Below are 26,797 nucleotides of genomic sequence, written 5' to 3'. Positions count from 1 at the left end.
ATGTCGATACGGCTTCGCTTGACGCTCTGGTATACCGGGATATTGGCCGTGACGTTTCTCGTCTTCGGCGTCGGTCTCTATACGTTTTTTTCGTATAAGATGCATAACGACCTGCGGAACGAGCTGGCCGTTCAGGCGCAGGAGGTGAACCGCGAAATCAAAGGGTTCGGCGGCATCTTTTTCTCGCTGCCGGATTTGCGGGAGTTCAAGTCGACGGGGATTTACATGCAAAGCATTTCGATTCAAGGACAGGTGAAGCGGTCGAGCAACCTGAAGAGCAACCTGCCTTGGACCGACGAGCATATCAACCTCGCCCTGCAGGGCGAAGATTCGTTCGAGACGATTCCGGTCAACGATTTCAATCTGCTTATGTACTATTACCCGCTCGTGCTGGAAGGGGGGCTCGTCGGCGTGCTGCAGGTGGCGACGCCGCTCGAGGACGTCGAGCAGTTTCTTCATAATTTGCGGCTCATCCTGTTTTTGGTCGCGCTGTTTTCGATTTTCCTCGCCGCTTCGGCCGGCTGGTTTTTGTCGCGCAAGGCGCTGCAGCCGATCGAGAACGTCATCGAAGCGGCCAATACGATCGAGAAAAGCGCCGACCTCGACAAGCGGATCGATTACGAAGGACCGAACGACGAGATCGGCCGGCTGACCGATACGATCAACGGCATGCTGTCGCGCATCCAGGCGATGTACACCGGGCTTGACGACGCGTACCGCGCCCAGCGGCGGTTCGTTTCGGACGCCTCGCACGAGCTGCGCACGCCGCTGACGACGATCCGCGGCAACGTCGATTTGCTCGAGAAAATATGGAAGCCGGCCGCGGCGCTGGAGAAGGGCGCCTCGGAGGGAGAACGCGCCGAACCGGCGATGAAGGATGGCACCGTCGAGCTGTCGCTCGAAGCGATGCACGACATCGCCTCGGAAGCGGAGCGGATGAGCCGGCTTGTCAACGATATGCTGTCGCTCGCCAGGGCGGACGCCGGCTTCACGATGACGAAGGAAGCGGTCGAGCTGAAGCCGCTCGTGGAGGAAGTGGTGCGGCGGGCGCAATTTTTGCCCCGTACGGCGGATTGGATCGCGGGAGATTTGGGGGCTCTGGATGGCGTCGAGGTGTACGGCAACAAAGATTATTTGCAGCAGCTGCTGTTCATCCTGATCGAGAACGCGTTCAAGTATACGGACGAGGGCGAAGTGCGCGTCGACGCGCTCCGTTCCGGCCGCCAAGTCGGGATTCGCGTAAGCGACACGGGGATCGGGATGGACAAGGACGAAATTCCGCACATTTTCGAGCGGTTTTACCGAGCGGACCCGTCGCGCGGCAAAAAGGCGGGAACCGGCCTCGGCCTGTCGATCGCCAAATGGATTATCGACCAGCACGGCGGCTCGATCGAAGTGAAGACGCGCAAGGAGGAAGGGACGACGTTCGTCGTCTGGCTGCCCGTCAGCGGCGATTCCCTTTCCCCGTCGGTCGGAATGCGGTATAATGAGTAGAATACGGATTTTTCGACAAAGAACGATCCGATTAGGGAAAGAGGCGATAAGCGATGGACGTATTGAAAATATCGCCCAGAGGATATTGCTACGGCGTCGTGGACGCGATGGTGCTGGCCCGGCAGACGGCGCGCAACCTCGATCTGCCGCGGCCTATCTATATTTTGGGAATGATTGTGCATAATAGTCATGTGACCGACGCGTTCGAGGACGAGGGCATCATTACGCTTGACGGCGACAACCGTCTCGACATTCTGGACCGCATCGATAAGGGAACGGTTATTTTCACCGCCCACGGCGTATCGCCGGAGGTGCGCCGCCGCGCCCGGGAGAAAGGGTTGACCGTCGTCGACGCCACTTGCCCGGACGTTACGAAGACGCACGACCTGATCCGGGAGAAGACGGAGGCGGGCTACGAGATCGTCTATATCGGCAAGAAGGGCCATCCCGAGCCGGAAGGCGCGATCGGCATCGCTCCGGACCACGTTCATCTGATCGAGAAGGAAGAGGAGATCGACAAGCTGGAGCTCGAGACGGACCGGATCGTCATTACAAACCAGACGACGATGAGCCAGTGGGATATCCGGCATATCATGAGCCGGCTTATCGCCAAGTTCCCTTCCGCGGAAATCCACAACGAAATTTGCTTGGCGACGCAAGTGCGGCAGGAGGCGGTGGCGGAGCAGGCGAAGGAAGTCGACCTCGTCATCGTCGTCGGCGACCCGAGGAGCAACAATTCGAACCGGCTCGCTCAAGTGTCGGAGGAGATCGCGGGCACGAAGGCGTACCGTGTCGCGGACGTGACCGAGATACGCCGGGAATGGCTGACGGGTGTCGGGAAGGTGGGCGTCACATCGGGCGCCTCGACGCCGACGCCGATTACGAAGGAAGTCATCGCCTATCTGGAGCAATTCGATCCGGATCGTCCGGAGACGTGGGAAATTCGGCGTACCGTCAACAAGAGCAAGCTGCTTCCGCCGGTCAAAGCACTTTCAAAAGAATAGGATGAGGAACCGTGCCGGTACAAGCCAAACGACCAGCCAGAACCGACAAACAACCACGCCTTTATCAGGCGGCCCGAGGAGCGGCCCGGTGGTTCAAGTACAAGTACGTTCTGCTTTCCCGGGCCAAGGGCGGCGCCGCGAAAGTAGCCGCGGGCTTTTCCATCGGTCTCGCGGTGGAGATGTTTACGCTGCCCACGTTCGGCTTGGCGTTTTTCCTCATTTTCCCTCTCTGCTATTTGTTCCGGGCGAGTCTGGCCGGCGCCCTCATCGGCTTCGTCTTCGGCAAAATCATCTACATCCCGCTCGCCTTCGTCAACGCCAGGGTCGGCGCGCTGATCGTGCCCGAACGGTTTAACGAATGGATTTCGTTTTTGCCGCATTGGCTGGAGAAAATGTTTTACGTCAACGCGAAGCTGATTGCCGGAGGGATGGTCGACGGCGCGCTGATGGGGCTGCTCGTCTATGTGCCGATCCGGTCGCTGCTTCAGCTGTATACGCGGCGGCGCAGCGAGAAGCGGCGTATCCGGCGGGAGCAGCTCGTCCTGAACCAAACGAACCGATCGTACGAATGACGCCCCGGGCCGGTCCCGAGGGCGTCGTTCGTTTTTTTTGTGAAAAATAGGGATTGACGCAGGAGGGCGTATCCTTTATAGTTACTTTATCGGTTAAAAGCATAAAAGCTTAAAAGCGTATACGCGTTGAAGCGTCTAAGCTAAGAAGACAAGCGGCCGCATGGCCGGCCGTCGAATACGAAAGGGAGAGTGGTCCTTCATGATCGCCGTAACGTCCAACAACATTTCCGACGAGCGTATCGCCGAAATCGTCCATCATATCGAGAAGCATGGCGTGCAAGCGCATGTGTCCAAAGGAACGGACCGTACCGTCATCGGCATTATCGGCAAGGCCGATCCGAAGCTGGCCGAGCAGCTTCGCCAAATGTCGGGCATCGAGAACGTGATCAAAATTTCGAAGTCCTACAAGCTGGCGAGCCGCGATTTCCATCCGGACAATACGGTTATCAACATCAAGGGCGTCGAGATCGGCGGACGCGAGCTCGTCGTGATGGGCGGACCGTGCGCGGTCGAATCCCCCGAACAGATCGACGAGATCGCCCGGCTCGTGAAGGCGGCCGGCGGGCAGGTGCTGCGCGGGGGCGCGTTCAAGCCGAGAACCGGTCCTTACAGCTTCCAGGGCGTCGGCGTGGAAGGACTCGAGATGATGGCCGAAGCGGGCAAAAAGCACGGGCTTCTGACGATCACCGAGGTTATGACGCCGGAGTACGTCGACGTCTGCGCCGAGCATGCCGACATTCTTCAGGTCGGAACGCGCAACATGCAAAACTTCGACCTGCTCCGCAAGCTCGGCACGATCCAGACGCCGGTATTGCTCAAGCGCGGGTTCAGCGCCACCTACGACGAATTTTTGAACGCGGCGGAATACATTTTGGCGGGCGGCAACCCGAACGTCATGCTCTGCGAGCGCGGAATCCGAACATTCGAGACGTACACGCGCAACACGCTGGACTTGGCGGCCATTCCGGTGCTGCACCAGCTGAGCCACTTGCCGGTTATTTCCGACCCGAGCCACGGTACGGGCCGCCGCGAGCTCGTGGAGACGATGTGCAAAGCGTCCGTCGCCGCCGGTGCGGACGGGTTGATCGTCGAAATGCATACGGATCCGGACAATTCGATGACCGGAGACGGCGTACAGTCGCTGTTCCCGGACCAGTTCGCCAATTTGCTGCAAGACCTCGAGAAGCTGGCGCCGCTGTGCGGCAAAACGTTCGAAACGAAAAAGACGCCGATTCACGCCTGATTCGACAAAATCGGGCGGTATCGCACGGAAGCTCCGCCGCACTAGGCGGGGCTTCTTTTGGCTTTTACTCGATTTATGTCGAAATTGTGAAGTGTGTAAGAATACCTGACATGGCCGCAAAAAATACCTTACATAAGTATTGACCAGCGTTTCGAGCGGCTATATAATAGGGCCATATCATTCAAAAACTTGAACAATGATCGTCCAAAATGCGGTGAATGTTCGGAAATGGGAGGATTTAAACATGTCTGTCCAAAGTGTGCTCGATCTGATCAAAGAAAAAAACATCGAGTGGGTCGATTTCCGGTTTGTCGGATTGTCGGGTAAAGCGCAGCATATCAGCTTGCCGGCCAGCGAGGTGGACGAGGCTACTTTCGAAAACGGAGTGGCGTTTGACGGTTCCTCCATCCCGGGCTTCCGCGGAATCGAAGAGTCCGACATGGTTATGATGCCGGACACGGAGACGGCTTATGTCGATCCGTTCACCGCTCATCCGACGTTGATCATTATGTGCAACATCCATACGCCGGACGGCGAACGCTACGAGCGCGACCCGCGTTCGATCGCCCAAAAGGCTGAAGAATATTTGCAGCAATCCGGTGTCGGCACGACTGCCTTCTTCGCTCCGGAATCCGAATTTTTCATCTTCGACGACGTTCGCTTCGAAAACGGCATGAACAAATCGTACTTCGAAGTCGACTCGGAAGAAGCGGCTTGGAATTCCGGCCGCAAGGAAGAGGGCGGCAACCTCGGCTTCAAAGTGCCGGTCAAAGGCGGCTACGTGCCGGTCGCTCCGATGGACTCGCAGCAAGACATCCGCAGCGAAATGTGCCGCTTGATGGCGGAAGCGGGCTTGCGCATCGAGCGTCACCATCACGAGGTGGCGACGGCGGGCCAGGCGGAAATCAACTTCCGTTTCGACACGCTGACCAAAACGGCCGACAACCTGCTGAAATACAAATATATCGTGCACAACACGGCTCGCCAATACGGCAAAGTCGCGACGTTCATGCCGAAGCCTCTGTTCGGCGACAACGGCTCGGGCATGCACGTTCACCAATCGATTTTCAACGGCGACATTCCGCTGTTCTATGAAAAAGGCGGCTACGCGAACCTGAGCGAAATGGCGCTCTACTATATCGGCGGCATTCTGCACCACGCTCCGGCGCTGATCGCCATCACGAACCCGAGCACGAACTCGTTCAAGCGTCTCGTTCCGGGCTACGAAGCTCCGGTCAACCTCGTGTTCTCGAAAGGCAACCGTTCCGCGGCGGTTCGGATTCCGATCGCGGCCGTTACGCCGAAAGGCTGCCGCATCGAGTTCCGTACGCCGGACTCGACGGCCAACCCGTACCTCGCGTTCGCGGCTATGCTGCTCGCCGGCTTGGACGGCATCAAGAACAAGATCGACCCGCGCAAGCTGGGCTTCGGACCGTTCGACACGAACATTTACGAGCTGTCGGACGCCGAGAAGAACGAAATCCGCAGCGTACCGGGCACGCTCGACGAAGCGCTCGACGCGCTGGAAGCGGACAACGAGTTCTTGACGCAAGGCGGCGTGTTCACGAAAGACTTCATCAACAACTACATCGAATACAAGCGCGGCGAAGCGAAGTCGGTCAGCATCCGCATTCACCCGCAAGAATATTCGCTGTACTTCGATTGCTAATATCCCGCTCTGACCGCCCCCGGCTTCCTGCCGGGGGTTTTGTCGTCTTTCGGCGGCTCCCGCCGCATAGTCCGTCTCCGGTTGGCGCACGATAACCAGTACGTACATTACGGAGCAAAAGGAGCGATTTCCCCATGTCCGATCTCGACCATTACGCCGACGAGCGGGAGGCGGCGACCGAAGCGGACGCCGGCATGGCCGCCGAACCGGAGGCGTTCCGCGATTCGTCCGGCGACGACGCCGACTTGCCGGAGAGCGAAGCGTACGACAACGCCGAGACGTTCGGCCGGACGCTGCTGCAGTATGCGGATACGGTCCAATACGTGAACGCCTTGTATCCGGACCAGATGGACGTGAACGAAGCGAAGGAGGCCGTCGCCGAACGGCAGGCGGATACCCCGGCTTCGGAGAACGAGTAAGAGGCGTTTCTGACGTGCCTCTTGCCTGATAAGGAAGAGCCCTTGCCCATTCGGGCAGGGGCTCTTCGGCATGGGCTATGACGGAGGTCCGAGAACGACCTCGACTAAAGTCCGGCTCGAAAAACGTTCGCGGGTCCGATTTGGGAGAAGCAAATATTTCCTACAATGAATAACGGAGAGAGAACAATATAGATAAAAAAAGATAGGATGGAGAACAAACATGAAACCATTGAAATTGGCAAGGAAAGGAATCGTTATCGGAGGCTTGGCCGCGGCGGTATTGCTTGGAGGCAGCTTGTCCGGCATCGGAGGAACGGTTTACGCATCGGAGACGTCGGTTGTAAGTCAGGTCGATTATAAGGCGGTCGTGGAGCGCAACTTGACGTATATCGTCGGGCATGTAGCTTCGCTCGCCGGCCGGGACGACAGCTCGGTCCGGGAATCGCTCGCCCGCGGGGACGATTTGGTGAAGGTGTCCGGAATGACCAGCCGGGAGCTGCTGGAAAAGCTCGTCGAATCGATGAATCAAAGCATCGATTTCGCGGCGCGCGGCGACAAGTCCGTTACGGCGGAAGAGTTGAATCGGATCAAATCGGAAGCGGCAAGCCAAATCTCGACCATCATCACGACGAGCGGCTATGACGATTTGAAGCGCAACGCGACGAAACCGGACTACGCCAAAATCGTCTCCAACAACTTGTCGACGCTGGTCGTCAGCGTGTCGGCGTACGCCGATCGTTCGGAATCGGCGATCCGGGATTCGCTTCGCCAAGGCAAAACGCTTGTGGAAGCTTCGGGACTAAATCGCGAAGAACTGTACAATAAATTGATAGGATCGCTGAATCAAAGCATCGATTTCGCCGCTCGCAACGACAAGCTGACTACGTCGGAGGAATTGGCCAAAATCAAATCGGAGGCGGCCGACAAAATTTCGACGATAATCTCGACAAGCGGCTATGACGATACGTCCCTTCGGTTTCCGAAGCCGGATTACGCCAAAGTCGTGGAGCGCGGGCTCGCTACCTTGGTCGGACAAGTAGCCTCGATCGCGGATCGGACGGACGACTCGGTCCGGGAATCGCTCCGGCAAGGCAGAAGTTTGGCCGAAATTTCCGGGCTGAAGCGCGAAGAGCTGATGAACCGTCTCGTCGAGACGATGAACCAGGGCATCGACTTCTCGGCGCGCAACGACAAGTCGACGACCCCGGAAGAGCTGAGCAAGATCAAATCGGAAGCGGCGAGCAAGATTTCGACGATCATCTCGACGAGCGGTTATGACGACATCGCCCATAACACACCGGAAGTCGACTATGAAAAAGTCGTGGAACGCGATTTGTCGTTCATCGTCAGCCATGTGGCGTCCTTGGCCGACCGGAAGGACAGCGACATCTTGGACGCCTTGGCTTCGGGCCAAACCCTCGTGCAGGCGTCCGGGATGAACCGTCAGGAGCTGCTCGACAAGCTGGTCGCTTCGATGAACCAGAGCATCGACTTCGCCGCCCGCAACGACAAGAAGACGACAAAGGAAGAGCTTAGCCGGATCAAGTCCGACGCGGCGAGCCGAATCTCGACCATTCTGTCGACGAGCGGGTACAAAAAGTAAGCGAATCGTTCGTTACGCCCTCCGGGAACGACCCGGAGGGCTTTTCCTATATGCGACGTTATTCCACCCCTTGCGATCCGCACTCTGCCTTATTGCACGCTCCAAAACAAAAAACGTCGAGGCGGCCTCGACGCTTTTTTCTATACAGACTGCCGAATTATTGCCAGCTCTCGTACTGATCCGTCCAATTGGCGGGGGTCAGCGCCGGCTTTCGCAAATAAACGTTGGGGACATGGTCGTTGTAAGCGGCGATGCGGTCGTTGAGCGCGTCCAGTCGCGCGGCGAGCTCGACCGGAGGTACGACGCGGACCGATTCGGCCATCAGTTTCTCCAGCCCGGCGCGGACCTCGTGCTGCAGCTTCAGCCACTGGGGCAAATGGGCGGCGTGCTTGAACTCCACGTAAAACGGATCGAAAGCGGTCGTTCCCGTCGTCGTCTGCTCTTGGACACTGTTCATGGCTTCCATCCTGATCCCTCCTTGCTTAATTCCATTATACCTCGCTTGCCCGTAGCGGAGAGGCGCCGGTTATGGCGGATCGGGGACAACTTTATGTCCGATTTATGAAATGAAATATATGCGGTCCCGCTGCTGTTTATGTCGGCGAAAGCCGCATAGAGGGCGAGCGAACGGAGCATCCTAGAAGGTGGAAATTGCAGGAGGTGAAACGCGAATGGCCAGCCATCAAGTGAAGGAGCATGCGCAGAAAATCGTCGAAAGCTGCAACAAGCTGCAAAACATGACGACCGATGAAGCGATCCGCAACGAGCTGTCGAAAATCAAACAATACTGCTCGTCGATCGAAAATCAAATTTGACCTCTGCATGTATCGGGAGCCCCGGATTCGTCCTCGGGCTTTTTTTTCGCTGATTGTGCGAATGGTGTTCAAGCCTTTGGGCAATCCGCGAAACGCGAACAAGCAAGCCGGGCGTCGGGCCGGAGATTTGCTTGTTCGCCGTACGGCTAGTCGGGCGAAATGGTTTAGCGAGCCTCGGACCGGTGCGGGTGCCCGAATTCGATGCGGAATTCGACGCCTCCCGGTACGTTGGCCGCGCGGACGGAGGCTTGATGGAGTCCGGCGATCCGCTTGACGATGGCGAGCCCGAGGCCGAACTCGCCTTTGCGGCCTTTGCGGAACCGGCCGAACAGCTCGCCCAGCATGTCCGGCTCGATCGGCGGGCCGTCGTTGCCGATCGCAATCGCCCCCGCCCCGCCATCCGGTCCCCCGTCCTCGACGGTTACCGTTATGACGGAAGCGGCGTAGCGGATTTGGTTGTCCAGTACATTTTCCAGCGCGATCGTCCACTGCTCCCGGTCTCCCGTAATCGACAGCGGCTCGAGGCGCAGCTTCCAATCGAGCTCCGGACGCTGCCACCGCAGCCGGTCGACGACCTCCTCGACGAGCCGGTCGAAGCGGACCGTATCGCGGGAGGGCGGTTCGTGCGCGGACAAATAGTCCAGCTTCGTCAAATAGAGCAGCGCCCGAATCCGGTTGCCGAGACGCTCCGCCTCTTGATCGATCACTTCGACGGACGTCTCCAAATCGCCCTTCGGGTAGATGCCGTCCTGAATCGACTGCGCATAGCTGCGGATGACCATGACGGGCGTCTTCAGCTCGTGGGAAATGTGCTGGAGCAGCGACTGCTGCGTCTCGTCCTGGCGCAGCAGCTGCGCACGCGTCCGCTCCATCGCCGCCGCCAATCGGCCGATTTCGTCTTTGCGGCTCAGGTCGAGCGGTTCGTCCCACCTACGGTCGGCGATATGCCGGACGTAGCGTTCCAGCTTGACGAGCGGGTTCGACAAATATTTGGCGAGCCAGAGCGCCGGCATCCAGCTGAACAGCAGCACGAGGCCCAAAATCAGAAAGAGGCGGGACGACAGCTCCTTCACCAGCTTGTTCCGGTGGGCGTCCCACATGTAGGAGACGATGTACAGCTTGCTCCCGCGATACGTCTCCATGCGGATCATGTAATAAATTTTTTCGTCGCTCCATCCGGCGTCGTAGCGCTGCACCTGCACCGTTTGCGAACGCGCTTGCGCGACGAGCCGTTGGCGGAATTCGGCCGGGAACGTGGCGAGATTCGGCGTCATTTTGCCTTCCTCGGTCATGAGCACGTGACGGACGGTGCGGATGTTTTGCTGCTCCTGGTCGCGCTCGAACGCGGGCGGGCCTTCGAGCCACCGGTCGGCGAACCGGTCCTTCTGCCTTCCGGCGAAGAGCGAGTTTTGCGCGTCCTCGATCGTGCTGTAAATTTCCCTCGTAAAATAATTGCCCAGAAACAGCGGAATGACCGCCAGCAGCAGCAAGCCGATGCCGGTCGTAACGGCCGTGACGACGAGCCAGATTTGGACGAACAAAGGCTTGTTTTTCACGCCTGCACCATCCGGTACCCGTACCCGTATATCGTTTCGAGCCGAAGCTCGGGCAGTTTTTTGCGGATGCGGCGGACGAGATCGTCGACGACGCGGTCGGTGCCGAAATAATCTTCGCCCCAGATCCGGTTGAGCATTTGCTCTCGGGAGAACGCTTGCCCGCGGTTTTGCGCCAGAAACAGGACGAAATCGAACTCCTTCGACGTCAGCTCGATTTCGTCGTCGTTCCGGTACACGAGCCGTCTCGTCTCGTCGATCCGATAAGGAGGAACGGAGATGCCCGCTGCCGGCGGCGTTCCGACCGGAGGCAGGGCGTAAATGCGCTCCAGCAGCTTGCGCGTGCGGATGACGAGCTCGCGGGGCAGGAACGGCTTGGCCAAGTAGTCGTCGCTGCCCATCTCGAGGCCGATGACCCGGTCCAGGTCGGCGTCGCGCGCGGAGATGAAAATGACCGGGATGGCGGGCGAATCGAGCTTGATTTCGCGGATCAGCTGGAAGCCGTCCACGTCCGGCAGCATGATATCGAGTATCCACAAGTGAGGCCGGTCGCCGATGGCGGCACGCGCCGACTCGCCGTTCGGGAAGCTGCGGACGTCCCAGCCTTCCTTGCGCAAGTAGGTGGTCAACACTTGATTCAAGTTGCTTTCGTCCTCCACGAGATGGATGCGATACGACACGGCTGCTCCTCCTTCTTCCTTCTCATGACGTTGCCTACAATCGCTATTATACCACCCGACATACGAAAAAGAGACGCCCGCGGGCGTCTCTCGGATAGCCGGCCGGCACATCGGCGGCGGTTTGTTAGGCTGCGCTTCCGTCAAACGGTGCTTGCGGAGGAAGCGTTCGCTTTTTGCGCTTTCCAGCTTTGCGTTTTCGCTGGGCTTTGCGCTTGCGCGTCGGGTTGCGACTGCTTCGGAGCTTTCGGCTGCACCGTCTGGCCGGTCGCCTTCGGCTTCAGCTCGGCGATTTTGGCGGCGATCGCGTCGTTCGCCTGCTTCACGTCGCCGAGTACGTTCGCGAGTGCGGCGCGGATTCCGTCAGCGTTATCCGCTTTGATCGCGTCCGTCAGCTCTTGGCGGTGCGTCCGCGCATCCTGGAGCTCCGCGGCGTCGCCTTCCCAAACGCCGCCCTTGATGCCACGGCCGAACGGCAACGAGCCGTCCTTCGCTTGCTCGCGCAGCTGCTCCTTCGTGATTTCCCCGTTCTCGAGCTTCTGCTTCAGCTCGTCCCGTTTTGTCTTCCATTGCTGCTGCAGCTCTTCCTTTTGCGCCTTGAGCGCGTCGTGCACGCCTTGGTCCTGCAGCAGCGCCTTCAGCTCTTCGCCGAGCGCTTCCTGCCGATCGAGGGCGGCTTGCCAATCGGCCAACGTGTCCGGGGCGTATTTCTCGGCAAGCAGCTCCATATATTTGCGCTGGTTCACCTGCTTGTCGCCGATCGTCTTCGACAACGTCCCGCCGCCGAAGCCACCCGGTCCGCGATGGTCGAAGCCGCCGTGCCCTTTGCCGAAGCGGGCTTTGCCGCCGGGCTGTGCGGGTGCGGAGCTGTCCGCGCTCGGGGCCGAGCCGGAGCCGTCGCTTTGGCCGCTCTGTTCGGCGGCGTACGCGGCCGCCGGTATGATCAAGGCGAGTGCCAGTGCGGCGGGCAGCATCGTTTTTTTCCAACCGTTCAACCGTTTCATCCGTTCATCCTCCTATCGGATCGTGGGGACAGGCCAGGGAGCCTACACGATCAATGTACCGGACGATTGAGGGGAAAAGATGAGAAGATTGTGGGAAATTGTGAAAGGGGGAGCGCGCGTACGGCGACGCTCGGGAGCGAAGGGAAGAGAGGAAGCGCGGAAAGGCGAGGAGCGAGAAAAGCGCGCCGGCCTCCCGTTGAAATCACGTCCCTCGGAATGGGAGGAAGGCAGGGACGCGATTTCAAATGAGGCACGTAAACGCTGCGCTGCTTTCTCTCGCCCCTCTCGGCGATACAGTCTCTCTTCCCGGCTCGCGCCGAATGCCGCCGCCCGCGCGGATGAGGCGGGCAGGTGGAAGAGGGGAGCCGCACCTGATCGTTTTTTCAGAACCTGATCGTTTTATCAGAAAAACGGAAAGGAATTGCATGTTCAACGGTTCCGTTTATTTACCGGATTCCGCTGCACGCCTTATGATGACGGTATGAGGAGGCGAGAACTAACTGTAAGCGGATACATGGCCTTCGGACGTTAGCTGCTCGGAGACTCGAACCAAATCCAAACGAAGGGATGGGGATTTCATTGAACCGAAGGAAGCGACAAAAGGTTGGGGCGCTTGCGCTCGTTCTCGTAACGGCGCTGCTTGCGGGATGCTCCGGTGCGGGAGCCAAAACGGAGCCGCAGCAGGACGCATCCCAAGCCGACTCGCCGCCGGGCACATCGGCAACGGCCAAGAAGCCGGAGCCGGCGACTCTTCGCATCTTGACGGAGCTGGCGTCGGCATGGCCGGTGCAAAAGGATTGGGCCGTGTGGAGATGGGTGAAGGAAAAAACGAACATCACGATGGTGCAGGAGACGCAGACGGGGCCGGAATCGATGGCGCTTGCGATCGCGTCGGGCGATATGCCGGACCTGTTCTCCATCTTCCCCGGCGATGCCCAGAAGTACGGGCCGCAAGGCGCTTTTCTCGACTTATCCAAACATTTGGACAAAATGCCCAACGTAAAAGCGTTTCTCGCCTCCAGACCGGATGTCGCTCAACGGATGACGTCGCCGGACGGGGAAATGTTCCAGCTGCTGAACGACGGCTCCGGCGTCAGCAACCAGATGGTCTGGTTTTACCGCGACGATATATTCAAGCAGCACAACCTGCAGGAGCCGAAAACGTGGGACGAATTGTACGAGACGGCGAAGAAGCTGAAGCAGCTGTACCCGGACAGCTACCCGTTCGTCTTCCGCCACGGCTTGGGTACGATGTCTACGTTCGCCCCGTCGTTCGGCATTTACCCGTCGTTCCACGAGGATATGAATACCGGCAAAATGAAGTACGGCGCGACCGATCCGGGCTTCAAAACGTTGATCGAATATTTGTACAAATTCAACAAGGAAGGTCTCATTCCGCCGGATTGGCTTTCCATGGATTATAAGTCGTGGACGCAATTCATCACGACGAACAAGTCGTTCATTACGGTTCAATATATCGGCCAGATCGAAACGATGAACGCGGAGCTGAAAAACGGAGCCCATCTGAAATTCATGCCGCCTCCTCTCGGAAAAGGCAGCAAGCCTTACTTGCCGAAGGGCGACATCGAGGTGTTCGGCTTCGGCGTATCGTCCAAGACCAAAAAATTGGACGCCGTGCTGCGTTTCCTCGATTTCGCTTATTCCAAAGAGGGGAAGGACATTCTCAGCTGGGGGAAAGAAGGCGAAACGTACACGTACGAAAACGGCAAACGCAAACTGCTGCCCCAATTCAAAACGCCCGTCGACTTGCGCAAGGAAGCGGGCATCATGACGGCCGGAACGTACGGACTGTTCGATTACGAGGCGATGATGTCGCTCAGCAACGACAACGAACGCTACTCTTATCAGGAAGCGGAGAAATACCGGTTCCCGATCGTGGAGGTGCTGCCGCCGTTGAAGCCGGAAGAGAGCATGTCCATCTCCGCCTTGCAGGACCAGATCGAAAAATATTACAAAACGTCCGTGACCAAATTCATTTTGGGAGAAACGCCGCTGTCGCAATGGGACGCATACGTGAGCGAGCTGGATAAAATGGGTCTGCAGAAGCTTCTCGGCGTCTACCAGACCGGATTGGATCGAATAAAAGCGAAGAAATAGCCGGCAAGAGTCGAAGTCGATTGTTACCCGGGCTGATGAATCGATACCGTAGCGCGCAGGTAAAAAACAAAACCTTCGTCGATCATTCTTTCGAGTGAACGACGGAGGTTTTTCGGCTTTGCATATATAGCCGCGACACGGTTACACCAGCTTGTCTTTGCGAAATTCGCTGGGCGTGACGCCCGTAAATTTCTTGAACATCCGATTGAAGGAGTTGATGTTCTGGTAGCCGACGGACAACGCGGCGTCCTGAATGCGGATATCCGGCTTCAGCAGCAGCTTCTTCGCCTGTTCGATCCGGACGGAATTGACGTAGTCGACGAAGTACGTGCCGGTTTTTTCCTTGAAATACGAGGACAAGTAGCTGCGCGAGATGTTCAGCTTGTCCGCGACCAGGTCCAGCGTAATATCTTTGTCGTAGTTGTTCTCGAGATAGTCGTAGACGAATTGAATGATATGGTCGCGCTTCTCTTTGACCTCCCGGACGAGAAGCGACGCGTGCCGGATCATCGACGCCAGCAGCGCGTCCAGCTGCTCGTAGGTGTGGCATTTCGGCAATTCGGCGAGCGCATGTCGCGCGGGCGCCGGATCGAGATGGCGCTGCTGCAAGCTTTTCTGCGTGCGAAGTATGATCGATTCGGCGAATTGCAGGACGCCTTGCGCGCTTTGATCGCGCTTCTTCATTTTGCCGAGCACCCGTCGGACCAGCTGGAGCACGAAAGCGTCGTTCCCGCCGTACAGGTTGGCGTCCAATTCCGCTTCCTGGGACGGGGAGAGGAGCAGTTCCTCGTCTTGCTCCACAGTCTCCGCTATAAGCTGCGTCTCGTCGTTGAACGTTCTTCGCTTGAGCTTCTCGAGCCCGATCTCGTAAGCTTCGTTCCAATCGTCCGTGCCGCCCGATGCCGCTATCGTCAGGAAGCAATACTCCCGCTCCGCATCGAGCATGCGGCGAATTTGCTCCAGCGTGCGGCCGACGCCCGGATCGTCGGGCTCCGTGAAGACGATCGACAAGATTTGATCCTTCTCCATCTGGAAGGTCAAGGAGTCGGCATACGATTGCGCGATAATCCGGCCGATATATTCCCGGATGAACGAGGTGGCGCGATCCTCCTCCACCTCGACCTGACGCAGCATCGGCTTGTACTCGACCCGAAACAGCAGCAGCACGAAGGGACGATCCGCCGGGAGCCAGGACGTGCCGCCCCCTTGATCGTGCCGGATGTTCTTCAACGCGTTGGAATACGCGTAATACCGCAGCAGCGACTCTTTGTCGGATATGTCCTGGCGGATATCCCGGCTCGACTTCAAAATGTCGCTGATTTTGTCGTGGATCACATCGAATTCCTTGATTCCGCCGCTGTCCCACGGCATGGGGGCGTTCCACCTCTGGATCGCCTCGATAATCCGCTTCACGGGCGAATTGAGGCGCGCGCTCAGCAGGAAAGAAGCGGCCACGCTAATGGCGACGGTCAAGACGAGCAGCAGCACGAACGAGAAATTCCAGCGGACCTGGCTCGAAATGGTCGTATCCGGAACGACGTTCAGATACGTCAGGCCGTTCGCGCCTTTCATATAGAAGTAGTAGACGTTATCCTTGACGACATACCCGGACGGTTCGGCGAACGGAGGAAAGGAGCTCGGACCGGAGCGGGGGGAAGCATATAAGGGCCGATTGCTTTCGTCCAATATATAAAAGTTCCCGCTGTTCGACCGATGCAGCTCGGCGTAAATCGAATCCGCGTCCGCCATGGCAATCATATAAAAGTTCGAAAGCTGCTCGTTCTTGACGATAATCGGCAGCAGCGTCCGCTCGTCCGAACGGTTCTTCGCATCCGACTCCGCGAAAAGAGAGGCGGGCAGCACCCGGAACTTGAACGGCTCGCCGAATTGGCGGTTCCAGAAAGCCGGATCGTAATCGGGACTGTTGTAATACCGTTCGAACATGACGTCGATGTCGGCTCCGCGGCTTTTTTCCAAAGCGAAGCCGGTCTTTTCATACAGGAGAACGATGTTATCCAAGTATAACGACCGGTTGGACAACACGAGCTGCAGCTTCTGCATCGTTGAGATCGCATTCAAATAATTGACCCTTTGTCCGGGATCTTCCTGCAGCTCCAAGGAAAAGGTCAGTACCGAGCTGCGGATCGTGGCGATCAGGTTTTCGTAATTTTCCGTCGTCTTTTGCAGGTTGAGCGTGTTGTACTTTATGATCTCGTCCTTGACGCTCCCTCTGTAAAACACGACGGAATATAAAATGAACGAAACCAGCAAGGCGATCACGATCAAAAAACTGAACAATAATCGAACGAACAGCGACGACGTGTATTCCTTGAATCGGAATCCGGCCGACGCGCCCGACGAGGGGGATTTCTCTTCCGGCATCGTTGCTCACCTCGGGATTAGTTCCGGCAAACTCCATTATCCCTATTAAACCATAATGCGGACGCATTCGGGTATCATCGTATTTTTCACTGCTTCACGATTCGTCCGAATCGCGATAAATCAGGAGATCATCGAAAAATCCGATTCTTTCCCGAAAAGGGCGTTTTCCTTATCCTATACGGGGGCGGCGAAATCGGATGGGCGTTTTTGCGGAAGCTGATACTTTTCTCAGAAAAACGAAAGGAAGTTGCAAGTCCGGAAGGACCGTTCATTTACCCTGTCGACGGCAATGCCTTATGATGACGGTACGGAAGGGAGCCCGCAGCTGAAAGCGATTACGGCGTAAGAGCAGGTTCCCGATCGACAGTCAAAAATAAGGGATGGTGCATGCAGCTTGAGACGAAAAAGCAAAGCGGGTCACGGGGTATTGATCTTCACGCTGATCGCCGCGCTTGTCGCGGGATGTGCGGGCAAAGGGGGCGATACGGCCGGTTCGACGAATACGCCGAATCCGGGCTCGTCGACGGGCGAATCGAAGGCGCCGGCGGCGACCTTGCGCATCTTGACCGAGAATTCGCCGGCATGGCCGGTCAAGAAAGATTGGGCCGTCTGGAAATGGATCAAAGAACAAACGAACATTACGATCCAGCAGGAGACGCAAACGGGTCCGGAATCGATGGCGCTGGCGATCTCGTCGGGCGATATGCCCGACCTGTTCTCCGTGTTCCCGGCGGACGCCCAGAAGTACGGGCCGCAAGGCGCTTTCCTCGATCTGTCCAAGCATTTGGACAAAATGCCCAACCTGAAAGCGTTTCTGGCCGCGAAGCCCGAAGTCGCCCAACGGATGACGTCGCCCGGAGGAGAAATGTACCATGTGCTGAACGACGGGGCGGGGTCGGGCAATCAGGTCGTCTGGTTTTACCGCGACGATATTTTCAAGAAGCATTCGCTCCAAGAGCCGAAGACGTGGGACGAGGTGTACGAAACGGCGAAGAAGCTGAAGCAGCTGTATCCCGACAGCTATCCGTTCGTCTTCCGCCACGGCGTAGGCACGCTCAGAAGCTTCGGCCCGGCGTTCGGCGTTTATCCCGGCTTCTTCGAGGACAAGGCGACCGGCAAGATCAAGCACGGCGTCACCGATCCGGGGTTCAAAAAATTGATCGAGTACCTGAACAAATTGTATAAGGAAGGCTTGATTCCGCCGGATTGGCTCTCGATGGACTACAAAGCGTGGACGCAGTTCATCGCGACGGGCAAGTCGTTCATGACGATCCAGTTCATCGGGCAGATCGAAATTATGAACTCGCAGCTTCAGAACGGCGCGCACCTGAAATTTATGCCGCCTCCGCTCGGCTACGGCGACAAGGCGTATATCGCGAAGGCGGATTACGAGGAATTCGGCTTCGCCGTCTCCTCGAAGACGAAAAATTTGGACGCCGCGCTTCGCTATCTCGACTTCATCTACTCGAAGGAAGGGAGAGACCTTCTGAGCTGGGGGAAAGAAGGCGAAACGTACACGATCGAGAACGGCATACGGAAATTTTTGCCGCAGTTCAAAGAGCCGAACGACCTGCGCAAGGAAATGGGCATCTTGACGGCCGGCGCCTACGGATGGGCCGACTTCGAAGCGTCGATGTCGCTCAGCAACGACAACGAACGGTATTCGTTCACGGAAGCGGCGAAGTATCACTTCCCCGTCATCAACGCGCTGCCGCCTCTGACGAATGAAGAAAAGAGCGCGATCGCGATGACGGAGGAGCAAGTGAATAAATATTACGAGAGCTCCGTCGCCAAGTTCATAATGGGCGAGACCCCCATGTCGCAGTGGGACGCCTTCCTCGCCGAACTGAACAGGCTCGGCTCGCAGAAGCTGATCGACGCGTACCAGATCGGGCTGGATCGGCTGAAGCGGAACATCAAGAAGTAGGAGCGCCAGCGCTACGACGGCGAGAGGCCGGACGGACCGTACGCGGACGGTCCGCTCGGCCCTGTCGCTTCCGGAAGGAGAACCGGTATTGAAGACATCCATCTTAAGCCAATTGAAGCGAGACCGGACGTTCGTCCTGCTGCTGGCGCCCGTGCTCGTCTATTACGTCCTGTTCCGGTACGTGCCGATGTTCGGGATCGTCATCTCGTTCAAGGACTACAATCTGTTCAAAGGAATCGGCGAAAGCGCGTGGGTCGGACTGAAATATTACACCCTGTTTTTCCAAAACCGCGATGCGCTCGTCATTATCAAAAATACGGTGCTGCTCGGGGGATACAAGCTGCTGTTCGGCTTTCCCGCGCCGATCGTGCTGGCGCTTCTGCTGAACGAGCTGCGGAGCTCGCTATACAAGCGGTTCGTACAGACGATCAGCTATCTTCCGCACTTCTTGTCCACCGTCGTCGTCTCGAGCATGATCGTCATGCTGCTGTCGCCGAGCAGAGGATGGATCAACCATGCGATCCAAGCGCTCGGGTTTCCGGCCGTCAATTTTTTGCAGGAGGCGGAATGGTTCCGCACCGTCTACGTCGGCTCGGAAGTATGGCAGCATGTGGGTTGGGGCTCCATCATTTATTTGGCCGCCATGACGACCGTCGATCCGCAGCTATACGAGGCGGCGAAGATGGACGGCGCCGGCCGGTGGAAGCAGACGCGGCACGTCACGCTGCCCGGCATCGCGACGACGATCGTAATCATGTTCATATTGGAAATCGGCAATATTCTCGAAATCGGCTTCGAGAAGGTGTTCCTGCTGTCCAATCCGGCCACGTACGATACGTCGGACGTCATCTCCACATATGTATACCGGGTCGGCATTTTGCAGGGGGGATTCAGCTATGCGACGGCGATCGACTTGTTCATGGGGGTCATCGGCTTCCTGCTCGTCTACGCGAGCAATCAGATCAGCCGCCGGCTAGGGGAGACGAGCTTGTGGTAGAGGAGGGCAGTCTATGAGAGCGAAATGGAATCTGTTCGATATCGTCAACGTCGTGCTGATGGCCGTCGTCGTGTGCGTCATGCTGTTCCCGTTCCTCCATATGGCGGCCGTATCCGTGAGCTCCCCGGAATACGTAACCGGCAACCGGATCTCCATCTGGCCGAAGGGCATCCACTTCGACGCCTATGCGTCCGTTTTGAAGGACGAGCGCATCTTGATCGGGTATAAAAACACGATCCTCTACGTCGTCCTGGGGACGTCGCTTTCGCTGCTGTTCACGACGATGGGAGCGTATCCGCTGTCCAGACGGAACCTCGTGTTCGGCAAAACGTTCATGCTGCTGATCGTGTTCACGATGCTGTTCTCCGGAGGCATGATCCCGACGTACCTCGTCGTCCGCAGCTACGGCCTGCTGGATACGATCTGGGCGATGGTGCTGCCGGGCCTCGTCTCCTCGTATTATTTGATCGTCATGCGGACGTTTTTCCAAGGCATTCCGCGGGAGCTCGAGGAGGCCGGCAAAATCGACGGGTTGTCGGACCTCGGCATTTTGCTCCGGGTCGTGCTTCCGCTGTCGAAGCCCGTCATGCTGACGATCGGGTTGTTTTATGCCGTGGCCATCTGGGGCAACTTCTTCTCCGCGCTGATCTATTTGCGGGATGCGAGCCTGTATCCGCTTCAGGTGACGATCCGCAACATCGTCCTGATCGGCCAGCTTACGGACACGACCGTGACGACCGTGATGGGCGACAAGCCGATCGTGCTGGAGTCGTTGAAGTATGCCGTCATTCTCGTCGGGACGCTGCCGATTTTGCTCGTTTATCCGTTCATCCAGAAGCATTTCGTCAAAGGCGTCATGATCGGATCGGTGAAAGGGTGAAAGCACGAGCACGCCATCCCGCGGCGAGCCCCGGTCCGGACGATTTATCGGCAGCCTCGAGGAAGGATTCGACCGGATCGGGATCGAAGTAGTCGGCAGCCCCCGCAACCTGCTCGGTCCGCTTCGCGAGGCGAGGCCGAGCCCGACTGGCTGGACCGGTGTTCGTTTCACCGTCGGGCTTGTCGTATATGCCGGACTTCATGCTGCGTTCCTGCGGCTTGACGGGTCCGGTTCGGATTTACGGAACAACGGGGGGCAATACGGTGTGAATCGAGGCGTGCCATGGCGCATCTATGTTTGCTTGTAACGGTGGTCATCTGGGGCTTTTCTTATATCGTGATGAAGGATTCGACCGCCGCGTATCCGAAAGATCTGTTTCAATTTTGGCGCTATGCGCTCGTGACCGCGATCTACGCCGTCGTTTTTTACAAATCCGTCCGGGGCATGAAATGGCGGCTGTGGTCCGTCGGCCTGTTTCGGCTCGGGCTGGCCAACTTCATATTAAGCTTCTTCTCGATCTATGCCGTTCAGTATACGACGCCGACCCGAATCGTCGTCATCAACAGCCTGATCATCGGCGTCGTGCCGCTGCTGCAGTATATCCACTACCGAACGCCCATTCATCTGCGAGAGAAGGTGGCGATCGGCATCTCGCTGGGCGCGATCACGTTTTTGATCGAGCCTTACAAGCTGACGCTTCAGCTGGGAGACGGCTTGGCGCTGATCGGCATGATCGGCTATGCGTACACGATCGTGATCATGAACCAGCTGCTGCAGCGGGAGCGGGTATCGGTCGTCCAAGTTTCTTTTTTGACCGTGGCGGGAACGGCGTTTTACTTCGCCTTGGTCGTTGCGTATTACGGCATATTCCATTCCGGCTGGCTGGCCGTTCATGCGGTGCCGGCGGACGTCTCTACGATGGCGGGGATCGCGTATATGATCGTCATCGTCTCCATCGTCTCCAATCTGCTGCAGTCGTTCGGCCAGCGGAAGCTGTCGCCGGTCGTCGTCTCGATCGTGTTTTGTCTGGAGCCTTTTATAACGGCCGTCTTCGATTACATCGTGCTCGGCAACGTTCCGACGGTCGGCATGATCGTAAGCGGCTGTCTGCTCGTTCTGGCAACCGTAACGGCGTCGGTCAAAAAGACGCGCGCGGAACCGACCGCGAGCGCATAAAGGCTCTTGCGCGGGACTGCCGGAGCGGAAATATCATTTCGGAAAAGAGAGGAGGCCCGCATCATGAAAACATTGGTTGCGATCGCCGATCCCGGATTGCGCGAGCTGCTGTGGCCGGAATCCGTGACGATCAAGCTGGCGACGTTCTCCGAGGTCGACTTCGTCACCGCGGGAGAGCCGTTCACGAGCGACGATTTGGCCGAGCGAATCGGCGAATACGACGCCTGCATCACCTCGTGGGGATCGCCGCTTTTTACCCCCGAGGCGCTTGCGCGGGCGGAACGGTTGAAGGTCATCGGCCACGGAGCCGGCAGCGTCGCGTCGATCGTCCGGGAGGACGTATTCGCCACACCGATCGCCGTCACGTCGGCGAACGGCGTGCTGGCGCTCTCGACCGCCGAGTGCACCGTATCGCTCATGCTGGCGGGTGCATGGGACTTGGCGGGGAACGCCGCCCGGCTCAAGCGCGGGGAATGGAGCGTTCCTTTCCGCGACACGGTGCTTGGCTTGACGGGCCGGGTCGTCGGCTTGGTCGGCTACGGCGAAATTTCGAAGCACGTCATCAAGATGCTGAAGCCGTTCGGCGTCCGCATCCTGCTATATTCGGGCTACTGTCCGCCCGATGAAGCGGCGGAGCAGGGCGTCGAGCTGTGCGGGCTGAACGAGCTGTTCGAGCGGAGCGATATCGTCTCGATCCACAGCTCGTGGACGCCGCGTACGGAGGGGATGATCGGCGCGGAGCAGCTGTCGCGGCTGCGCGACGGCGCGCTCCTCGTCAATACGGCGCGCGGCGCGATCGTGCAGGAGCGGGCGTTGACGGAGGAGCTGCGCAAAGGCCGGATCTACGCGACGCTCGACGTATTCGACCGCGAGCCGCTGCCGCCGGACCACGAGCTGCTGTCGCTGCCGAACGCGCTCTGCGTACCGCATATCGGCGGGTTTCACGGCCTGCTGAAGCGCCGGCTGTGCGACTTCATCGTCGACGAGCTGCATCGCTTCGCGAAGGGAGAAGAATTGCTGGGCCGCGTGACGCCGGACCATTACCGCAGGCTGACGCCCAGGTAGACGGAAGGAATCGGCGGAGCGCGAGGAAGGGACAGGGCGATCGGAACGGGCGGCCTGTCCTTTTCTAATGGCGCCGGCCCGGCGCCGATTTACGCCGCCTTACCCGTTTGTTAAGATGGGAATACGGTCGGCCGCGTGTCGAGGCGATGCTGATTCGCGATTCAGTAAAGTGGGGGTTGTATGAAATATATTCAACCGATCCTTTTCATCCGAAACCAGTCGAATTCGCTGTTTGCACGGCTCGTTGCGGGATTTCTCATCATCATTCTTCTGCTGGCTTCTTTGACGATGTACTCCATGTCGGTTTCCAAGCGCAGCGTCCGGCAAGAGATCGTGAAATACAACACGCTGATGCTCGACAATACGAGAGCCAGCTACGAGAAGCATCTCGACCTGATCAAAAAGCAAATGTATTTGTATTATTTCAGCGAAGAAGTGCAGCGGCTGCGGACGTCCCCGCACTACGCCAATTTTCCCGACGTCGTGCGGGAAATCGCGACATGGGTGTCCAACCCGTATTTGTTCATCGACAACATCGTGCTGTATTCGAAGCGGAACGGACTGGTGATCGAGAAGGGAACGAGCACGGACGCCGAGGCGATGTTCAACGTCTTTTACAAAAGCGGGGTATACACGCTTGACTTCTGGAACGAGCAGTTCGACGAACCGTACTCGTACCGCGTCTTTCCCGCCGCCGTCATCACCAGCGCGATTTTCCGCGGCAAGCCTCAGCCGTTGGGCGAGATGATTCCGATCGTGATCAAAAATCCGGACATTCAAGATTTTTACATGATCGTTTTCCTCGACGCCCTCAAGATGTACGAGGCGTTCCGGCAAGGCGTCCATCAAGACTTCGTCGTCTACGACGAAGCCGGGCGTACGCTGTTCAAGAGCTCCGGACAGGAGCCGGCCAAAGACCGGGGCGATTTCCCGGCAGGGGGCGGCGAGTTCATCGAGAACGGAAAATATTATTTTTACACGACCGGCGAAGGAACGGGCTACAAGTACGTCTCCCGCATTCCCGTCGAACGGATCGCGAGCCAAACCCGGCTGAACATCACCCTCATCGCCACGACGGCGGCGGCTATAGCGCTCAGCATCGTCATCGCGATTTTGTTCGCCGCGCGCATCAACAATCCGTTAAAAAAAGTGATCGAGTCGATTCGCCGGATGAACGACCCCTTCCCGTACCGGTCGAAGATCAAGGAGTTCGCGATCATTAGCGACGAAATTCGCGGCACGCAGCTGATCCGGAAGCAGCTGTCGTTCATGAATCGTTTGAAGGCGATACACAATCATGAAAGCGATGCCACGACTCTCGATTTCGCCGATAAGCCGTTCGTGTTTTTGTTGTTCCACATTCATCCCGCCCGAGGCGGCGTCGGCTTGCCTCCCTCGATGGAGCAGTGGGTTTATTATGCGAAAACGTATATCGACCGGAAGCTCAAGCCGGTTTATCCGGATTCGCTGACGTTTCAAATCGAGCGCGACCAAATTTTGAGCCTCGTCTTTACGGGCTCCCCGACGGACTTGATCGGCTTGCTCGAGCAAATGAAGGAAGCGTTCGATCATGATCGCCAATACGGCATCGTGACGATCGCGGTCACCTCGGTCTATTCGGAATCGGCCCAGCTTACCGCCGCGTACGAGGAAGCGCAGGAGCTGATCGGAGAGCGGCTGCTCGTCGACGAGACGCAAATGATTCGAAAACGTGCCGAGAAGCAGCCGGCGATCGGCTTTTCGCCGGACCAGGAGAAGGAATTCGAGGTGAATTTGAAGGAGGGGAACGTGCCGCAGCTTGTCGCCCTGATGGATCGCCTGTTCGCGAAGTGGCGCGCCAAGGAGCCGACGGCCGCCGTCATGCTGCGGTTTGCCGAATCGGTGCCGGGCAAAATCCGGAACGCGACGACCCCGTATCCGCTGGACCCGGACGCCTTGGAGGCGATCCTGGACAAGGCGGAGGACAGCGTCCATCAATGCGCCACGATGGCCGAGCTGGAGGTTCTGCTGCTCGACTGGGTGAAGCGGACGGCGGAAGCGGTCAAGGAGAAGAAGGAGGAGAAGCATCCGGTGACGTCGTTCGTCATCGATTACATTCACGAGCATTTGTCCGAGGACATTTATTTGGACGTCTTGGCCGACAAGCTGAAGATGAGCAGCGGGTACTTGTCCTCTTACTTCAAAGGGAAGACGGGCAAAAACATCGTGGACTACATCAACGAAACCCGGATCGCCAAAGCGACGAGCCTGCTCGCCGACGAACGGATCAAAATCCACGACGCCGCCAAGGCGGTCGGCTACCAGAACATCACGTCGTTCAACCGGATGTTCAAGAAGTACACGGGGCTTACGCCGAGCGAGTACCGGAAGCGATTGGAGTAGGGGATTCGCGCGGACGGCGACGGTGTAAAGAAGCGAGCCGGGGGAAGAGAGGAAGCGGTGGAAGACGAGGGGCGAGGGAAGCGCGTAAACTCCGTGCGCGTTCCCTCGCCCCTCTCGGCGATTCAACCCTCTCTTCCCGGCTCGCGCCGGAAGCGGATTATTTCCACTCGCCTTTCACGTTCTCGGCTTTCATCGCGTCGTTGACTTCCTTGATGATTTGAGCGCCGCCGTTATCCATATACTCCTTCACCATTTTGTCCCAATCGCTGACCGGCTTGTCTCCGACAATCATTCTCGTTTGCTCCTCGTACAGCTTTTTGTCCAGCTCGGAGCCTTTGGAAGCTCTCGTTTCCGAAAAGACCGAGGCGCCCGGATTCATGTAATGCTTTTGCTCCGCATGCATCTTTTCCGCTTTGGCCGCGATTTCCTGCAGCAGCGGCACCTTGTACGTCTTCGAATATTCGTTGGCCGCGTCGCTCGGCGCCCACGGGTTCGTCTCCGGCAAGTAGACGGAAGGAGCCAGCCCCTTTTCCGCGCTTTCCTTTTTGACCACACCGTCCTCGAGGACGTAGCCTTGCCCGTGTATACCGTTAATCCAGTCGAAATCCGGGTTGTCCTTCGTGCGCTGATCCGCGGCGTAAAACTTGCGGCCGAAATCGATCATTTCGAGAATGCGCTTGACTTTGTCGGGCTGATCCTTCAGCTTCGCGCTCAGCATGATCATCCCGTAATAGCCGTTGCTGGAGCCGAATCCTTGGGAGCCGTCCGGCGCTTGAAAGGCGGGGATCATTTCCAGCTTCGCGTTCGGGTTCGTGTCCACGAGCCCTTTCATATAATCCTGGTTCATGCCGCGCGGGGTGCCGATAAAAATACCCGCTTTGCCGGAATAAAACTCCTTGTTCGCCTGCGCCCAGTTCATCAGCGCGAAGTCCTTCGAAATGGCGCCTTCCTTGAACAAGTCGGCCATCCATTGAATATGGTTTTTGCGCGCCTCCGAGATGAAGCCCGGGATGAGCTGGCCCTGCGCGTCCTTGTGATACCAGGCGCCCAAGTCCCAGTATGCGCCCATCGCGTACTGCGGATTGATGTTCAAGCTCATGGCGAGACCGTACGTGTCGTGCTTGCCGTTTTTATCGGGGTCGTTTTTCGTGAAAGCGATCGCGACCTGCTTCAGCTCCTCGTAGTTCGTCGGCATCTTCAGGTTGAGGTTATCCAGCCAATCTTGGCGAATCATCGGCGTGAGCGTATAAGTGAGCGGATAATAGCCGGGAAACGCATAGATTTTGCCGCCGACGGAGAAGGTCTTCAGCACGTTGTCGGGGACGAGCTTAAACGACGGGTATTGCTGGATAAAATCGTTGAGCGGCAGGAAGGCGCCTTGCTTGGCCCACTTGTAGAAATTGGAGTCCGGCCCTTCCATGGCGATGATGTCCGGAATGTCTCCCGAAGCGATGATCGCGCTAAGCTTTTGCAGGTAGTCCGACTGCACGACCATGTTCGGCTTATAGTCGATATTGAATTTTTCGTTGATCATTTGCAGCCCTTTGCCGTCGGCCGGAGGCGGGTTGCCGTAAAAATACTTGAAGGCGGTTACCGTGAACTTCTTGTTCGCATCGGCGGAACCCGAAGGAGCGGCCGTACCGCTTCCCGGCGTTTCTTTGTTCGGCTCCTCGGCTTTGGAGCATGCGACGGTTCCGGCTGCCAGGACGGCGGCCATTCCAAGCGATACCCAACGTGTTTTGGTCATGTGTGCAGTTACCCCTTTCGAATGATGGAAGTTGTTGCCGTCAAACGATTCGTGTCAAGCGGGACGCGTG

General features: G+C 57.8%; 21 protein-coding genes. 15 read left to right on the top strand and 6 right to left on the bottom strand.

Annotation, left to right across the window (positions count from 1 at the left end; all coding sequences use genetic code 11):
- From DLM86_RS03010 to DLM86_RS02980, 7 genes are all read left to right on the top strand, one after another.
- Nucleotides 1–1,494, top strand: coding sequence for a sensor histidine kinase (locus DLM86_RS03010; protein ID WP_110838463.1), 1,494 nt, complete (start codon nucleotides 1–3; stop codon nucleotides 1,492–1,494).
- Nucleotides 1,495–1,547: 53 nt separating this feature from the next.
- A complete protein-coding gene (locus DLM86_RS03005; RefSeq protein WP_110838462.1) occupies nucleotides 1,548–2,498 on the top strand; it encodes a 4-hydroxy-3-methylbut-2-enyl diphosphate reductase in 951 nt (316 codons plus the stop codon).
- An 11-nt stretch (nucleotides 2,499–2,509) separates the two neighbouring features.
- Nucleotides 2,510–3,070 carry a DUF2062 domain-containing protein gene (locus DLM86_RS03000; RefSeq protein WP_110838461.1) on the top strand — a complete coding sequence of 187 codons (561 nt, stop codon included), beginning with the start codon at nucleotides 2,510–2,512 and terminating at the stop codon, nucleotides 3,068–3,070.
- A 199-nt stretch (nucleotides 3,071–3,269) separates the two neighbouring features.
- Complete coding sequence (aroF, locus tag DLM86_RS02995) at nucleotides 3,270–4,313, top strand: 3-deoxy-7-phosphoheptulonate synthase (RefSeq protein ID WP_110838460.1); 1,044 nt, start codon at nucleotides 3,270–3,272, stop codon at nucleotides 4,311–4,313.
- Nucleotides 4,314–4,557: 244 nt separating this feature from the next.
- Nucleotides 4,558–5,982, top strand: coding sequence for a type I glutamate--ammonia ligase (gene glnA, locus DLM86_RS02990; RefSeq protein ID WP_110838459.1), 1,425 nt, complete (start codon nucleotides 4,558–4,560; stop codon nucleotides 5,980–5,982).
- 134 nt (nucleotides 5,983–6,116) lie between these two features.
- On the top strand, nucleotides 6,117–6,401 hold the full coding sequence (locus DLM86_RS02985) for a hypothetical protein (protein WP_110838458.1): 285 nt from the start codon (nucleotides 6,117–6,119) through the stop codon (nucleotides 6,399–6,401).
- A 220-nt stretch (nucleotides 6,402–6,621) separates the two neighbouring features.
- On the top strand, nucleotides 6,622–8,004 hold the full coding sequence (locus tag DLM86_RS02980) for a hypothetical protein (RefSeq protein ID WP_110838457.1): 1,383 nt from the start codon (nucleotides 6,622–6,624) through the stop codon (nucleotides 8,002–8,004).
- A 157-nt stretch (nucleotides 8,005–8,161) separates the two neighbouring features.
- On the opposite strand, the gene DLM86_RS02975 is transcribed toward DLM86_RS02980, so the two are convergent.
- A complete protein-coding gene (locus DLM86_RS02975) occupies nucleotides 8,162–8,470 on the bottom strand; it encodes a hypothetical protein (RefSeq protein ID WP_110838456.1) in 309 nt (102 codons plus the stop codon).
- A gap of 205 nt (nucleotides 8,471–8,675) precedes the next feature.
- On the opposite strand from DLM86_RS02975, the gene DLM86_RS31970 reads away from it, so the two are divergent.
- Nucleotides 8,676–8,819: a hypothetical protein gene (locus DLM86_RS31970; protein WP_158289295.1), complete on the top strand. Its 144-nt coding sequence runs from the start codon at nucleotides 8,676–8,678 to the stop codon at nucleotides 8,817–8,819.
- A 164-nt stretch (nucleotides 8,820–8,983) separates the two neighbouring features.
- On the opposite strand, the gene DLM86_RS02970 is transcribed toward DLM86_RS31970, so the two are convergent.
- The 3 genes from DLM86_RS02970 to DLM86_RS02960 all read right to left on the bottom strand — a co-directional run bounded on the left by DLM86_RS02970 (nucleotide 8,984) and on the right by DLM86_RS02960 (nucleotide 12,053).
- Nucleotides 8,984–10,375: a sensor histidine kinase gene (locus tag DLM86_RS02970; RefSeq protein ID WP_110838455.1), complete on the bottom strand. Its 1,392-nt coding sequence runs from the start codon at nucleotides 10,373–10,375 to the stop codon at nucleotides 8,984–8,986.
- Nucleotides 10,372–11,052, bottom strand: a complete 681-nt coding sequence (locus DLM86_RS02965; RefSeq protein WP_110838454.1) for a response regulator transcription factor — start codon at nucleotides 11,050–11,052, stop codon at nucleotides 10,372–10,374. Before DLM86_RS02965 ends, DLM86_RS02970 begins: the two co-directional genes overlap by 4 nt.
- 140 nt (nucleotides 11,053–11,192) lie before the next feature.
- Nucleotides 11,193–12,053, bottom strand: coding sequence for a hypothetical protein (locus DLM86_RS02960; RefSeq protein ID WP_110838453.1), 861 nt, complete (start codon nucleotides 12,051–12,053; stop codon nucleotides 11,193–11,195).
- A gap of 579 nt (nucleotides 12,054–12,632) precedes the next feature.
- On the opposite strand from DLM86_RS02960, the gene DLM86_RS02955 reads away from it, so the two are divergent.
- Nucleotides 12,633–14,171 carry an extracellular solute-binding protein gene (locus tag DLM86_RS02955; protein WP_158289294.1) on the top strand — a complete coding sequence of 513 codons (1,539 nt, stop codon included), beginning with the start codon at nucleotides 12,633–12,635 and terminating at the stop codon, nucleotides 14,169–14,171.
- Between the two features lie 141 nt (nucleotides 14,172–14,312).
- On the opposite strand, the gene DLM86_RS02950 is transcribed toward DLM86_RS02955, so the two are convergent.
- On the bottom strand, nucleotides 14,313–16,553 hold the full coding sequence (locus tag DLM86_RS02950; protein ID WP_110838451.1) for a helix-turn-helix domain-containing protein: 2,241 nt from the start codon (nucleotides 16,551–16,553) through the stop codon (nucleotides 14,313–14,315).
- Between the two features lie 394 nt (nucleotides 16,554–16,947).
- Between DLM86_RS02950 and DLM86_RS02945 the strand changes: the two genes are divergently transcribed.
- From DLM86_RS02945 to DLM86_RS02920, 6 genes are all read left to right on the top strand, one after another.
- Nucleotides 16,948–18,480 (top strand): extracellular solute-binding protein, encoded by a 1,533-nt coding sequence (locus DLM86_RS02945; RefSeq protein WP_158289293.1) that lies wholly within the window; start codon nucleotides 16,948–16,950, stop codon nucleotides 18,478–18,480.
- An 88-nt stretch (nucleotides 18,481–18,568) separates the two neighbouring features.
- Nucleotides 18,569–19,477, top strand: coding sequence for an ABC transporter permease (locus DLM86_RS02940; RefSeq protein WP_245954312.1), 909 nt, complete (start codon nucleotides 18,569–18,571; stop codon nucleotides 19,475–19,477).
- Nucleotides 19,478–19,490: 13 nt separating this feature from the next.
- A complete protein-coding gene (locus tag DLM86_RS02935; RefSeq protein ID WP_110838449.1) occupies nucleotides 19,491–20,357 on the top strand; it encodes a carbohydrate ABC transporter permease in 867 nt (288 codons plus the stop codon).
- A 282-nt stretch (nucleotides 20,358–20,639) separates the two neighbouring features.
- Entirely contained in the window at nucleotides 20,640–21,533 is an 894-nt protein-coding gene (locus DLM86_RS02930; protein WP_110838448.1) for a DMT family transporter, read from the top strand.
- A 63-nt stretch (nucleotides 21,534–21,596) separates the two neighbouring features.
- The gene (locus DLM86_RS02925; protein ID WP_110838447.1) at nucleotides 21,597–22,598 is read left to right on the top strand and encodes a hydroxyacid dehydrogenase; all 1,002 of its coding nucleotides are present in this window, start codon (nucleotides 21,597–21,599) and stop codon (nucleotides 22,596–22,598) included.
- Between the two features lie 180 nt (nucleotides 22,599–22,778).
- On the top strand, nucleotides 22,779–24,980 hold the full coding sequence (locus tag DLM86_RS02920; RefSeq protein ID WP_110838446.1) for a helix-turn-helix domain-containing protein: 2,202 nt from the start codon (nucleotides 22,779–22,781) through the stop codon (nucleotides 24,978–24,980).
- A 157-nt stretch (nucleotides 24,981–25,137) separates the two neighbouring features.
- Here the strand turns inward: DLM86_RS02920 and DLM86_RS02915 are convergent, their stop codons facing one another.
- On the bottom strand, nucleotides 25,138–26,727 hold the full coding sequence (locus DLM86_RS02915) for an extracellular solute-binding protein (protein WP_110838445.1): 1,590 nt from the start codon (nucleotides 26,725–26,727) through the stop codon (nucleotides 25,138–25,140).
- Nucleotides 26,728–26,797: the final 70 nt, after the last annotated feature.

This window comes from Paenibacillus flagellatus, assembly GCF_003217775.1.
GTDB lineage: Bacteria > Bacillota > Bacilli > Paenibacillales > NBRC-103111 > Paenibacillus_AB > Paenibacillus_AB flagellatus.
Note: the sequence above shows the minus strand (reverse complement) of the source record. Positions and strands in the feature narration are given on the sequence as shown.